12 protein-coding genes are annotated in these 13,239 nt (G+C 35.7%); 3 read left to right on the top strand and 9 right to left on the bottom strand.

Going from position 1 to position 13,239, the window contains the following annotated elements:
* Window positions 1-60: 60 nt before the first annotated feature.
* The 5 genes from EG339_RS08880 to hutH all read right to left on the bottom strand — a co-directional run bounded on the left by EG339_RS08880 (window position 61) and on the right by hutH (window position 3,653).
* Complete coding sequence (locus EG339_RS08880) at window positions 61-1,248, bottom strand: S8 family peptidase (RefSeq protein ID WP_228459731.1); 1,188 nt, start codon at window positions 1,246-1,248, stop codon at window positions 61-63.
* Entirely contained in the window at window positions 1,230-1,388 is a 159-nt protein-coding gene (locus EG339_RS24495) for a hypothetical protein (protein ID WP_228459730.1), read from the bottom strand. The genes EG339_RS08880 and EG339_RS24495 overlap by 19 nt, the downstream gene beginning before the upstream one ends.
* A 31-nt stretch (window positions 1,389-1,419) precedes the next feature.
* Window positions 1,420-1,542, bottom strand: a complete 123-nt coding sequence (locus tag EG339_RS24630; protein WP_262706911.1) for a hypothetical protein — start codon at window positions 1,540-1,542, stop codon at window positions 1,420-1,422.
* Window positions 1,543-1,651: 109 nt separating this feature from the next.
* A complete protein-coding gene (locus EG339_RS08875; protein WP_123869870.1) occupies window positions 1,652-2,101 on the bottom strand; it encodes a GNAT family N-acetyltransferase in 450 nt (149 codons plus the stop codon).
* Window positions 2,102-2,165: 64 nt separating this feature from the next.
* Window positions 2,166-3,653, bottom strand: a complete 1,488-nt coding sequence (gene hutH / locus EG339_RS08870) for a histidine ammonia-lyase (RefSeq protein WP_123869869.1) — start codon at window positions 3,651-3,653, stop codon at window positions 2,166-2,168.
* A gap of 130 nt (window positions 3,654-3,783) precedes the next feature.
* Between hutH and EG339_RS08865 the strand changes: the two genes are divergently transcribed.
* Together EG339_RS08865 and uvrC are read left to right on the top strand one after the other, a co-directional pair.
* Window positions 3,784-4,545 (top strand): hypothetical protein, encoded by a 762-nt coding sequence (locus tag EG339_RS08865; RefSeq protein ID WP_123869868.1) that lies wholly within the window; start codon window positions 3,784-3,786, stop codon window positions 4,543-4,545.
* 82 nt (window positions 4,546-4,627) lie between these two features.
* Window positions 4,628-6,424 carry an excinuclease ABC subunit UvrC gene (gene uvrC, locus EG339_RS08860; protein ID WP_123869867.1) on the top strand — a complete coding sequence of 599 codons (1,797 nt, stop codon included), beginning with the start codon at window positions 4,628-4,630 and terminating at the stop codon, window positions 6,422-6,424.
* Window positions 6,425-6,856: 432 nt separating this feature from the next.
* Here the strand turns inward: uvrC and EG339_RS08855 are convergent, their stop codons facing one another.
* Genes EG339_RS08855 through EG339_RS08845 form a run of 3 tightly spaced genes read right to left on the bottom strand, consistent with a single transcriptional unit; the run spans window position 6,857 to window position 9,617 of the window.
* A complete protein-coding gene (locus EG339_RS08855) occupies window positions 6,857-7,633 on the bottom strand; it encodes a hypothetical protein (protein ID WP_228458857.1) in 777 nt (258 codons plus the stop codon).
* A gap of 10 nt (window positions 7,634-7,643) precedes the next feature.
* A complete protein-coding gene (locus tag EG339_RS08850) occupies window positions 7,644-8,726 on the bottom strand; it encodes a putative type IX sorting system protein PorV2 (protein WP_066698163.1) in 1,083 nt (360 codons plus the stop codon).
* A gap of 12 nt (window positions 8,727-8,738) precedes the next feature.
* Window positions 8,739-9,617, bottom strand: a complete 879-nt coding sequence (locus EG339_RS08845) for a DMT family transporter (protein ID WP_123869865.1) — start codon at window positions 9,615-9,617, stop codon at window positions 8,739-8,741.
* A gap of 427 nt (window positions 9,618-10,044) precedes the next feature.
* On the opposite strand from EG339_RS08845, the gene EG339_RS08840 reads away from it, so the two are divergent.
* A complete protein-coding gene (locus EG339_RS08840) occupies window positions 10,045-11,673 on the top strand; it encodes an acyl-CoA carboxylase subunit beta (RefSeq protein ID WP_123869864.1) in 1,629 nt (542 codons plus the stop codon).
* Window positions 11,674-11,753: 80 nt separating this feature from the next.
* Here the strand turns inward: EG339_RS08840 and EG339_RS08835 are convergent, their stop codons facing one another.
* Window positions 11,754-13,193, bottom strand: coding sequence for an AAA family ATPase (locus tag EG339_RS08835; protein WP_123869863.1), 1,440 nt, complete (start codon window positions 13,191-13,193; stop codon window positions 11,754-11,756).
* Window positions 13,194-13,239: the final 46 nt, after the last annotated feature.

The following is a 13,239-nucleotide window of genomic DNA, read 5'->3' as shown; positions in this document are numbered from 1 at the left end:
TATAATAAAAAAGGAAACACCTCAGCTGGGATGTTTCCTTTTATTTTATAGTCGTATTATTTATTGTACTGCTTTTAGAACATTAATGTTTCCATAACCATAACTTGAATTGGCTGTAGGATAATACGTGGCTGACTGCCTCATTTTATTAAGCACCTGATCTCTGGTCCATGATGGATTTTTAGCCCAGACCAAAGCAGCAATTCCGGCCGTGGCAGCTGTTGCTACAGAAGATCCTCCTACATAATCTGCCTGTCCGTTATAATAACTTAAAACCGGAACTGTATTTCCTGACGCTCTTTCCATCTGAAAAGTAAAATCAATCTGGCTTCCGGAGTGGCAAACATCACATTTCTGGTTGGAAGTACCTTCCTTCACTCCTGTTATAGCCTGAGTTTCAGACATTGAAGCAGGGAAAATAACACCTACAAAATTGGTAAAGCTGGTAGAGGTGCCGCCTGCACAGAAAATCAGTTTTCCCCGGGCATAAGCATATTTCACTCCATCTTCAATTTTTCCTACTGAAAAAATATGTCCCATAGACATAGAAATGATCTTTACACTGGTATTATTCCCTAATTCTGTAAAAGCAGTCTTCACTCCGTTTTGTTCGCTGGAAGTTTCCAAAACAACATTTTCTGCAGCACGGTAAGCAATGAGATTAGCATTATAAGCTACTCCTACCGGAAGCCCGGCATTATTTCTAGGGGCAGCCATTACAGAAGCCATTTTAGTACCATGCCCGCACTGATCTGCAGAGCCGTCAGCATTATAAACTCCAAATTTACTGATCGTTCTTCCTGAGGATGCTCCATTATTAAAACTTGATCCCAATAAAGTCTGATCCGGGGAAACTCCGGTATCAATGAGGCCAATGGTTACTCCCGCTCCTGTACTGTAGCTCCAGGCATCAGGAATATTATGTTTGGTAAATGCCCATGGAATTTTTGCACTTGGTGTTGTGGATGTATAATCTACCGCACTTAAAGTAGCTGTGGAGAAGCCGCATCCTGAAGAGCCACTGCCAGAAGATTTTGCTGTGGTATTGTATTTAGCTTCATTTTCAAAATAATGATAATCTGCAGGTTCTACATAGCGGATGGTTTTCATCTGACGAAGAGCCGTTATCGTTTCTTCCTTTTCGATGGTAACATCCATTTGGTTTAGATACTTGTCGGAATTTAATAAAAATCTTGCAGATCCTTTTCCTTCAGATTTTGCAATAACATTTAAAATCTCCTCCTCCATATTTTTGTTATCAGGAGATTTGCTTCTGTCAAAATCATCTTTTGAGGAGCCAAATCCAATAGATACCATTCTGTTGCCACGGAAAACAGCGCTCCAAAGAAAATAATCAGATTCATTCTTCCAATTGAAAGTTCCTTCATTTTTTATGGCCTGATTGATCCTTTCATTGATCTATTTTTCTGTTAACGGATTTTTCTGGGACATTTCAATGTTTGAATTCTCATTACGAAGTTCTTCCTGTGTACAGGAATTTAAGGCAAAAAATAATGCCAGGAAAAATACAGTTTTTTTCATATGTTATAATTTTGGTTGGAGCCACAATATAACACTTTCAGGAGAATTAAAAGTTTAAAAAAATGAATTTAGCATTATATGAATATTAATAGGCTTCTATCAGCTAACCTCATATTAATCTCTTCTCAAAACATACACTGCTGTCCACACCAACATACTGCCCATAATTAGGAATTCTTTGAAACCCGCTTTTTTCATAAACGGAAATAGCATTCGTAAGGTCTTTAGAGGTCTCAAGGACTGCTTTTTTATATCCCAATTCCTTTGCCCAGTTTTCAAGTTCTCCTACAATGGAAGAGCCTAATCCTCTTTTTCTGAACTCAGGATTGGTAAACATTCTTTTAATTTCAACGGTATCTTCAGATAGTTCTTTGAAAGCCCCACATGCTGCCGGAACTTCATCAATGTAAGCAACAATACAGTTTTTAATGGTATCAATTTTGTTAAACTGAGCAAAGAAATCATCGTTATCTCCATTATGGTGAGCTAAAGTAGCATCAAGAGATCTCACAAGGTTTTTAAAATCTGAAGAATGAGAATCGGTTCTATGTATAGTCATAATAATGATATTAAAATATTTTGTAACAAAAAGGCCTCCTTCCGGAAGCCTTCATTTTATAAGATCAGTTTACAATAAACTTTCTTTCTTTGATAAGCTCTGCAATGGCAAGCATATCCTGTCCGATCAATCTGTCGTCTTCCAGTTTCGCAACCTTAGAACGAAGAATGGTAAAGTTTTCTTCAATGATCTTAGAACATTTTGCTGGTCTTCTGAACTCAAGTCCCTGAGCTGCAAACATTAATTCAACAGATAAGATATTAACCAGATTTCCAAGAACCTGATTAAACTTTCTTCCTGAAATACTTCCCATAGAAACATGATCTTCCTGTCCTAAACTTGTAGGAATAGAATCTGCAGAAGCCGGGAAGCATAATGTTTTATTCTCTGTTACTAACGCGGCAGAAGTATACTGAGGAATCATAAATCCGGAATTCAATCCTGAACTTTCCGTTAATAATCTTGGAAGTCCATATTTTCCTTCTAATAACAAGTAGCTTCTTCTGTCTGAAATATTTCCTAATTCAGCAGCTGCAAGGGTTGCATAATCTAATGGTAAGGCCATAAGCTGCCCGTGGAAGTTTCCTCCGGAGATAGATTCTTCTGCGCTTAATACAATTGGGTTATCTGTCACAGAATTCAATTCTGTTTCTGCCATATTTTTAAGATGCTCAAATGCATTTCTACTTGCACCGTGAACCTGTGGAACGCATCTCATGGAATAAGGATCCTGAACTCTCTCACAGTCTTCGTGAGCTTTCATATTCTCTGATCCTTTAAGGAACTTAAGCATTCTTGCCGCTACTTTTTTACTGCCTTCGAAAGGTCTGATCTCATGAAGTTCTTTTTTGAACGGACTTGCGGAGCCTCTGTATGCTTCAATACTCATTGCAGCTGTCATATCTGCAAGATCTAACAGATATTCAAATTTCTCTAACCCTTTGATAGCATGAGCCAGAATAAACTGTGTTCCGTTAATTAATCCTAACCCTTCTTTTGGCCCAAGGACTAATGGTTCAAGATTATGTTTTTCCAATACTTCCATAGTATCAGAAACCTTATCACCTTCCCAAACCTGTCCAAGCCCTAGCAAAGGCAATACAAGATGAGCAAGAGGCGCCAGATCACCGGATGCTCCCACAGAACCCTGCTCTGGAACTACCGGAATAATATCCTTTTCCAGCATCAGGATCATTCTCTCAATAACCTCTAGAGAAACTCCTGAAAATCCTTTTGATAAAGCATGAACTTTAGCAATCATCATGATTTTGGAAAGTTCTTTTTCTATAGGCTTTCCTACTCCCACTGCATGGGAAATAATCAGGTTATACTGTAACTGAGCGGTTTCATCGGCTGATATTTTAGTATCGCACAGTGGCCCGAACCCTGTATTGATTCCATATACACATCTGTCGGATTCTACAATTTGCTGTACGTTTTTCTGGGATTTTAAAATTTGGTCTTTGGCCGCCTTATTCAGTTTGGCTTTATTAGGTTTTTTACATATTTCCAGAACATCATGGAAAGTAAAAACATCTACTCCGTATATCATTTCTAAAAAATTTCCTTAAAATTACGCATTTAACAATAATTGGAGAAACTAATTTTCACGGTTCCATCTTTTTATCAGAAGAAGTGAATTAATTTGCTATTTTTACCGCCAATATTAAAAACTATAATCCATGAGACTGAAAACTTTACTGCTTACATTATGTGTTGCAGGAACAGCCACTTTTGCTCAAAAAGTGAAATATTCTAAGGAAGAAAAGAAAGAAATGAACCGTTATTTCTTTAATGAAGGGTTCAATAGTGCAACAGACAAAAAAGTTTCCACCATTATTTTAAAGGACAATACCGAACATCAAGGCTATAGTAAATCATGGGAAAGGGAAAGAGGACAGATTCTTTCCATTACCATTGAAGATGTTGATTCAGGAAAGCCTATGAAATTTGCAGCAGCAGATATTGCTGAGATGTACTTGTATGCAACAGAGACAGAAAAAGCTATGAAAGCAGGAAAGTTTATTTCAAACATGAGAAATTACAGCACTAAAAAATACAGAAAATCAATAACAGACGATGCAATCCCCTATGAAAACCAGATTGTTTCTTTAAAAAATAAGAAAGAGCCCAAAGCTTTTTTAATGCAGGTCATTAATCCTGAATTTAATGAATTTATAACTGTTTACCATGACCCATACGCTTCAGAAACCATGAGTACTGGTTTTACTGGCGCTCCTGCATTTGGTGGTGGTGTTATCAAATCATATTATGTAAGGAAAGGAGATAAGGTTATTTGGCTGCACAAAGATGATTTTGAGGACAATTATGACTTTCTGTTTGGAGATAATGCTGATTTCATGAAAAAGTATCCAAAAAATTCTGTAGAATGGAATTATCTCAGCTTTTTAATATATCAATATACTGATATGAGCCAAAGATAAAATATTCAATCCAATATCAGAACCTGTAGAATCATCTGCAGGTTTTTTGTTTTTAAATGGAAAGATTCCTTAATTTTGTTATATGAATCCTTCTTTAGAACTACAGCTCAAAACTTTACCTTCCGAACCTGGTGTTTATCGTTATTATGATAAAAACGAGCAGCTATTGTATGTGGGGAAAGCTAAAAATTTAAAGAAAAGGGTTCTTTCCTACTTCAATAAAAATCTTTCCGGTTACAGGATCAAGATCATGGTCAGTAAAATCCAGCGTCTGGAAACTACCATTGTGAACAGTGAATATGATGCTCTTTTACTGGAAAACAACCTGATTAAAGAACATCAGCCGTTTTATAATGTCATGCTGAAGGATGACAAAACCTACCCCTGGATCTGTATTAAAAATGAAGATTTTCCCAGAATCTTCCTAACCAGAAATGTTATTAAAGATGGCTCGGAATATTATGGGCCTTATGCAAAGGTACGTCCTGCAAAGATTTTGTTGGATACCATCAAACATATTTATAAACTCAGAACCTGCAACCTGAATCTTTCGCCTGCTAAAATTGCAGACGGAAAATATAAAGTATGCCTGGAATATCATATTAAAAACTGTGAAGGTCCTTGTGAAGATCTTGAAAGTAAAGAAGAATATGACGAGAAGATAGATGCCATCCGTGGGATTATTAAAGGAGATTTCCGGAAAGCAAAGGATTATCTGGTGAATCAGATGATGAAGCATGCCTCTAATCTTCAGTTTGAAGAGGCTCAGATCATTAAGGAAAGACTGGATATCCTGGAAGATTACCAGGCTAAAAATACCGTGGTGAATCCCAATATTGATGATGTAGACGTTTTCGGTATGACCAGTGATGAGACGGCAGCCTATGTTAACTTCTTTAAAATAAGGAACGGAAATATCATTCAGAGTTTTACTACAGAGATTAAAAAGATTCTTGAAGAGACTGATGAAGATATTATGGAAGAGGCGTTAATTGAAATCAGACAGAAGTTTGGTTCTGATTCGAAAGAAGTATTATTACCTTTCCATTTGTCTGTAGAAATTCCAAACGTTAAGCTTATTGTTCCTAAAGTTGGAGATAAAAAAAGAATCGTGGAGCTTTCAGAGAAAAATGCGAAAGAATACCGTCTGGAAAAACTAAAGCAGGTACAGATTGTAGATCCTGAAAGGCATACCAACAGAATTATGGCTGAAATGCAGAAACTTCTCAGAATGCCTGTAGAGCCACGTCATATTGAAGGATTTGACAACTCGAACATTCAGGGAACCAATCCTGTTTCTGCCTGTGTTGTTTTTAAAGATGGGAAGCCCAGCAAAGCAGACTATAGAATTTTCCATCCTAAAACAGTAGAAGGACCCAACGACTTTGCAACGATGGAAGAAGTCATTTATCGCCGGTATAAAAGAATGCTGGATGAAGGGGAAAGTCTGCCGCAGCTGATCCTTATTGATGGCGGAAAAGGGCAATTGTCTTCTGCAGTTAAAAGTCTTAGGTTATTGGGATTATACGGAAAAATTACGATTGTAGGAATCGCTAAAAGACTGGAGGAGATTTTCTTCCCGGAAGATCCTATTCCCTTATATCTTGATAAAAAATCTGAAACTTTGAAGATCCTGCAAAGAGTAAGGGATGAAGCTCACCGATTTGGGGTTAAACATCACAGAACAAGAAGAAAAAATTCCACTATAAAATCTGAATTGGAAGAGATTCCAGGTGTGGGAGAAAAAACCATCGAATTACTGTTGTCTAAACTTAAGTCTGTAAAAAGAATCAAAGAAGCCAATCAGGAAACATTAGAAGAAATTTTAGGTAAAAGCAAGGCAAAGATTATTTGGGAATTTTTCAATAATAACGCATAATCCCATTTAAACATCCAATTTATTTTTCACAAATAAATGAACTTTTCTTATAAAATTTTAATTTTAAACTTATTCTCTCAAAAAGAGACAAATTATACAAAAACAACCACAAAAACCGAATTAAAACTAATAAAAATTAAGTATATTTAAAATATTTAATAAATAATAGCATTATATATATTTTTTTCATAAATTAGTCTTGTTAATCAAAAATAATAATACCATGAAAAAACACTCATTCTGCAAATGATAATGCATTACCATGTGTACTTATTAATATTCTGCACTATTTTATCTTTTTCCCAATATTTTATAAATGATACTCTAGGTTAGTAGGACTGATTACACAAAAAGAAAAACACATCAATATATTTCCAAAAAAATAAGCTCTTTTTCAAGAGCTTATTTTAGTTTTATTTTAAGTAAACAGAGTTATTTTTGCGTGAAAATCTCCTTAGAGGATCTTCCGTCTGCCTGTTGAATATCAATTACAATATTTCCATTTTCAAAATAACCAATCGTAGTAGTATTATCAGAAAGCTTCACGAGGAATACATCTTTTTTTGAAGTTGTTTTAAAGATAGCAAACGGTACAGAACTTCCGGATTTTGCAAGGATAAACTGATTGGCATCAATTTGTATCTTCTGTACATCAATTTTCCCGTTAGAATAATTTCCTGTGGATGAACCCGTAGCCGGAACACTCACAGCTGTTTCCGAAACAGAACTCTGAGCAGTATTGCCGGCAATTGTCGTAGAAGTCATTGAAGCATGATTCTTTGCAGGCTGCATGGCAACAGGATTAGAGTTACCAACATTTATTAAGGCCATTTTTAAAGCATCTGCAAGACCTTCTTCAAATTCTTTAATGCTAGAACTTCCATTAGATTCAAGAAGGACCTTATTATTACAGTCTTTTACAACTAGCATTAATTTATTTTTAAACATACTTTTTACATTCAGTACGTCGGCTTTTACGACATTACAAGAATTATCCCTAGCTTCAGATGGCCATTGATCGATATTTGCCGGCAAAACTTCATACTTTTTATTTTTTAGCGCTTTTGCCAATGTTTCTTCCAATCCATAACTATTTCCTTTGAAGCTTTCAAACTTCTCAGGAATCAATACATATTTATAATCTGAAACTTTCTGTCCGAAAATTGCTGTTGAGCAAATTGCCAACATTAATATTGATAATTTTTTCATATCCTTCATTTTAATCATTTCTGAATGCTCCCATATCCAGTTTAAGGGAAAAGAAATTAGAGTAGAAATTAGAGCCGCCAATACCTGAATTTGTAATTGCATAATCCAGGGTAAGTCCTCTATACCTGATTCCAATCCCTGCACTTGGCTGGAAAGAAACTTTTCTTTTTAAATCTTCTATATCTGTAATAGACTGGAACCTGTTGATCCCTAATCTCACAAAAATCATTTTCTGATAGCCTAATTCAGCACCGGCATAGGGACTGATACTTGCAAAATCAGTTGAAATCAAAGAGGCTGTCTTTGCAAAATCTACATTGATTCCAGCTTCCGGCAATACATAAACACTGCTGTTGATTTCAAATAACTTACTTGCTCCCACATTAAGCTTAGGCATTGTAAGTTCCATTTTATCTTTTGGTGCCGGGTTGAATTCTTCGCCATTCACCACTGTTGATAACTCTTTCTGGTTAATACTCCAAAAGTTAACAGTAGTGGTAATATCTCTTACCATTCCTCCGAATTTCCATCCGTTCTCACCTTTATAAATAGCACCTACATCAAAACCAAACCCATAACCATTTGCAAATTTACCTACATTTCTATACACAATCTTAGCATTCACCCCCACATCAAGATTCGGATTTCCTCCGGGACGGAATGCATAGGATAGGATGGCTGCATAATCAGACTGTGAGAATTTTGTAATTTTATCATAATCAATATTCCCTTCAGAATCAATCATCTGGGTAGTATTCAAGATATTATCTACCCCAAGTCTTACTACAGAAACACCAAAAACGCCTTCTTCCATTACTCTGGCATAAGCTAAATAATCATATTTTGCTATAGATTCAAAATATTCTGCGTGCATTGCAGCTCCCTGCCAGTCTTTTTCAATAGCCATTAAACCAGCCGGGTTCCACATTGGAGAATACACATCATCCTGATTGGATATTACAGCACCTCCCATCGCCAGTCCTCGGGCTCCGGCTCCAATATTTAAGAATTCATTGGAATATTTCCTGATAATCTGAGATTGAGACAGCCCATAGAGCAGTGAAAATGCAAGTAAAAAATATTTTTTCATCATATAAAATTGATGCTAGTTAAAGTTTTTAGTTTTCCTGGCCTTAATTAATCCATTGGCAATGATTGCCAGTATCATAACTCCTGAAGCAATATAAAATATAGGGCTCATATGTTCTGATTCCCCAAAGATAAAAAAAGCTAGTATAATTCCGTAAACAGGTTCCAAATTAACTGTTAAAATTAGAGTAAAAGGAGATATATACTTCATTAAACTTACTGATTCCAGCATCGGAAAAGCAGTAAAAACACTGGCTAATAAGCATATTAACGCTATATCACGGTAGTTTATTTCATTCATTTGAAAAATTTGACCGGAAAACAAATAAAATAACATTAAAATAAACCAACCACAGAATATTTCATAAAATATAATGTTCCCGGAACTTGTTTTTCCAAACATTTTGCCATTAAAAACAGAAAATATAGTCCCAAAGACAGCACAAAGAACGCCATATATAATGCCTTCCTTATATTGAAACTCTGTTTTAAAGATTAATAAAATGCACGCTACAATGACAACTCCCATCACTACTTCTGAGATATCGATCTTTCTTTTAAAGATAATGGGTTCCAAAATTGAAGCAAAGAGCGTAGATAATGAAAGACAGCTCAATGCAATGGAAACATTAGAGACTTTGATAGAATAAAAAAAACAGTACCAGTGAAGTGCCATGGTAAAACCTATTGCAGCCAGCTGAAAAAATATTTTTTTAGAAACTCTGATGCTTTCTTTTTTATATATCCTGATGAATATAAACAGAAAGATTGCCGCAAACAGCATTCTGTAAAATACAAGGATCTGAGCATTGGCATGAATCAGTTTTCCTAAAATTGCAGTGAATCCCCATAAAAATACTATTAAATGCAACCTGAAAAGCGCTAATTTATGCATATCCTACCTTCTCTAAAATTTTAACATGCAAATTTACAAATACTCATCCCAAATATTAGTAAAAAGATAAAATAATCCGAAAAAATAATGATCATTTAAATTAAGGATGCTTTCATGAATCTTATTCCTATTCATCTTTTATCAATTATTATTCATTATAACAAAAAAACCCTGAAAATTGGTTAAACTTTCAGGGCCTTCAAATAATAAACTATTAAAAAAATAAACTAGGAACAGAGTATTTATCAGAGGTTTTCACCCCCTGTTACTCTAATGTAAAGTTAGAAAAAATATAAATTATTTAAAAATATTTTTTAGTTAAAAATTTCACAATTTACTAGTAACCAAACTATTAAACATCTGTTTTACTTCTCATTCATATTCCTCATAAAAATAGTATCTTTAAGCGTAAAAAATTGAAAATTCTATGGACATCGAATTCAACAAACGAGAAGATCAGAACAGATTAAAATTATCAGAGATAAATCGCTTGCTTGCCGAAATCAAAAAAGGAGGCGGTGAAAAGAGACTTCAAAAGCTCCGTGAGGAAGGAAAAATGACTGCAAGAGAAAGGATAGATTATCTTCTTGATAAAGATTCTGATTCCATAGAAATAGGAGCATTTGCGGGCTATGAAATGTATGAAGAACATGGAGGCTGCCCTAGTGGAGGCGTTGTGGTTGTTATGGGATATGTTTCCGGAAGACAATGTATTGTGGTAGCTAATGATGCTTCTGTAAAAGCAGGAGCATGGTTTCCAATTACAGGAAAGAAAAATCTGAGAGCACAGGAAATTTCTATGGAAAATAAGCTTCCTATCATTTATCTGGTAGATTCCGCAGGAGTTTATCTTCCAATGCAGGATGAGATTTTTCCTGATAAAGAACATTTTGGAAGGATTTTCAGAAATAATGCTAAAATGAGCTCAATGGGAATCATTCAGATTTCTGCTGTTATGGGCAGTTGTGTTGCCGGAGGAGCTTATCTTCCTATCATGAGTGATGAAGCGATGATTGTGGATAAAACAGGTTCTATTTTCCTTGCAGGAAGCTATCTTGTAAAAGCTGCAATTGGTGAAAGCATTGATAACGAAACATTGGGAGGAGCAACTACCCATTGCTCTATTTCAGGAGTTACAGATTATAAAGCTAAGGATGATAAAGATGCCTTAGACAGAATTAAAAACATAATGAAGTCTATCGGAAGTACTGAAAAAGCGGGCTTCGACAGAATAGACAGCTTTCCGCCAAAAGAAAACCCTGATAATATCTTCGGAATCATGCCTGTTTCCAGAGCAGAACAGTATGATACTTACGAAATCATTAAATGTATTGTGGATAACTCCGAGTATGAAGAATATAAGCCAGACTACGGAAAAAGTATCATTTGTGCCACTGCAAGAGTGGACGGCTGGTCTGTAGGAATTGTTGCCAACCAAAGGAAATTAGTGAAGAGCGGTAAAGGAGAGATGCAGTTTGGAGGAGTAATCTATTCCGATTCTGCGGATAAAGCAACCCGATTTATTGCCAACTGTAACCAAAGAAAGATCCCGTTGATCTTCCTACAGGATGTTACCGGATTCATGGTAGGCTCCAAATCAGAACATGGTGGAATCATTAAAGATGGGGCTAAAATGGTAAATGCAGTTTCTAATTCTGTAGTTCCTAAATTTACCATTATTACCGGGAATTCTTATGGAGCAGGAAATTATGCTATGTGTGGAAAAGCTTATGATCCTAGGCTTATTGTAGCTTGGCCCTGGGCTGATCTTGCAGTAATGGGCGGAGCCCAAGCTGCTAAAGTTTTAGCGCAAATTCAGGAATCTACATTGAAAAAACAAGGTAAAGAAATTTCTGAAGAAGAACACAACCAGATATTGGATAGTATTTCAAAGAAATATCAGAAACAGACCGAATCCACCTATGCTGCCGCAAGATTATGGACTGATGCCATTATTAACCCAACCGATACAAGAAAATGGATTTCCATGGGAATAGAGGCAGCTAACCACGCACCTATTACAGAGAAATTTAACTTAGGAGTTATCCAGGTTTGATAATTGTTTGATTAAAAATATAAAAAGATGTGGAATTAGTTTCCACATCTTTTGTTTTATACTCCTGGAGTTTCGAGAATTTAAGAAAAGAAAACTCCTGTTCTGAATCTTTCCTTATTCAGCTTTTTATTAACTGCCAACCCCCAAAGAATAAACTCTTTTAAGAATAAAATATCTTTAGGCTGAGTACCCGGTTGATACTTTTCAATGATGTGATCAAGAGGATAAATCCTGTTAAGAGATTTTGCATAAGATTCATCTGAGGATTCATCCGTAATTTCTAAAAAACCATCGTCCTCCAAAAACCAATCTGTAATCTGGCTAAATGGTCCATCAACATTCTTTTTCTCCAGTTTTTCCACTTTCGGGAAATAGGAGGTGAATAAAGTTCTGATTGCATTATCAATTAATAAATGAGCAACCGCTTCTGCTCCTTCCTGCTCTCCTTCATAAACAAGTTCCACTTTTCCGGTGATGGCTGGAATTATCCCCACAAAATCGCTCAATCTTACAGAAGTTGATTTGTCACCTGTTAGTAAAGATCTGCGTTCCGCTGTACTCAATAGGTTTTCGAAAGCTGTAATACTCATACGTGCGCTTACTCCGCTTTTTGAATCTACATATTCACTTTCACGAGCCTCAAAACCAATCTGTTCCAAAAGATCCTTTGCTAAAGAAGGAACATATATTCCATTTTTCTGACGGCTGTCTAAACTGGATTCATAATTGGTAATTTCTCTTGCAATATTGATATTTTCAGGATAATGAGTCAAAATCTGGGATCCTATACGGTCTTTCAGTGGAGTCACAATACTTCCTCTGTTGGTATAATCTTCAGGGTTTGCGGTGAAAACAAATTGTATATCCAAAGGCATTCTCACCTTAAATCCACGGATCTGCACATCACCTTCCTGCAAAATATTAAACAATGAAACCTGAATTCTCGCCTGAAGGTCCGGCAATTCATTAATTACAAAAATACAACGGTTTGCCCGCGGGATCATTCCAAAGTGAATCACACGGTCATCTGCATAGGAAAGTTTAAGATTGGCGGCTTTAATAGGATCTACATCACCAATCAGATCGGCAACAGTCACATCAGGAGTAGCCAGCTTTTCAAAAAACCTTTCATCACGGTGAAGCCATTCTATTGGCGTATTATCACCTTCAGACTCAATTAACTCCTTAGCATACCGTGAAATCGGATGAAATGGATCATCATTAATTTCGCTTCCTCCAATAAAAGGAATCCACTCATCCAGCAAAGAGGTCATCATCCTTGCCAGCCTGGTTTTTGCCTGGCCTCTCAGCCCTAATAAATTAATGTTATGCCGGCTTAGAATAGCATGTTCTAATTGAGGAATAACCGTATTTTCATATCCGAAAATCCCCTCAAATACAGACTCTTTATTACGAATTTTATTTTTTAAGTTATCTCTTAATTCGTCTTTTATATTTTTTGATATATATCCTGATGCTCTTAATGAACCTAGTGTTTCTATATTGGGTTTGTCAGCCATTTTATTTAAATTCTGATTTTATAAACTTTGAAATATATTTTATGAA

Source organism: Chryseobacterium bernardetii (assembly GCF_003815975.1).
GTDB classification, from domain to species: Bacteria; Bacteroidota; Bacteroidia; order Flavobacteriales; family Weeksellaceae; genus Chryseobacterium; species Chryseobacterium bernardetii.
This window is presented reverse-complemented; position numbering and strand designations above follow the sequence as displayed.

Bases quoted from the DNA above. Each gene is read 5' to 3' on its own strand.
- EG339_RS08875 (WP_123869870.1), bottom strand. From the start codon at position 2,101: ATGACTATACATAGAACCGATTCTCATTCTTCAGATTTTAAAAACCTT.
- EG339_RS24495 (WP_228459730.1), bottom strand. From the start codon at position 1,388: ATGAAGGAACTTTCAATTGGAAGAATGAATCTGATTATTTTCTTTGGA.
- EG339_RS08855 (WP_228458857.1), bottom strand. From the start codon at position 7,633: ATGAAAAAATTATCAATATTAATGTTGGCAATTTGCTCAACAGCAATT.
- EG339_RS08845 (WP_123869865.1), bottom strand. From the start codon at position 9,617: ATGCATAAATTAGCGCTTTTCAGGTTGCATTTAATAGTATTTTTATGG.
- EG339_RS08880 (WP_228459731.1), bottom strand. From the start codon at position 1,248: ATGGAGGAGGAGATTTTAAATGTTATTGCAAAATCTGAAGGAAAAGGA.
- EG339_RS08850 (WP_066698163.1), bottom strand. From the start codon at position 8,726: ATGATGAAAAAATATTTTTTACTTGCATTTTCACTGCTCTATGGGCTG.
- hutH (WP_123869869.1), bottom strand. From the start codon at position 3,653: ATGATATACGGAGTAGATGTTTTTACTTTCCATGATGTTCTGGAAATA.
- uvrC (WP_123869867.1), top strand. From the start codon at position 4,628: ATGAATCCTTCTTTAGAACTACAGCTCAAAACTTTACCTTCCGAACCT.
- EG339_RS08835 (WP_123869863.1), bottom strand. From the start codon at position 13,193: ATGGCTGACAAACCCAATATAGAAACACTAGGTTCATTAAGAGCATCA.
- EG339_RS08865 (WP_123869868.1), top strand. From the start codon at position 3,784: ATGAGACTGAAAACTTTACTGCTTACATTATGTGTTGCAGGAACAGCC.
- EG339_RS24630 (WP_262706911.1), bottom strand. From the start codon at position 1,542: ATGAAAAAAACTGTATTTTTCCTGGCATTATTTTTTGCCTTAAATTCC.
- EG339_RS08840 (WP_123869864.1), top strand. From the start codon at position 10,045: ATGGACATCGAATTCAACAAACGAGAAGATCAGAACAGATTAAAATTA.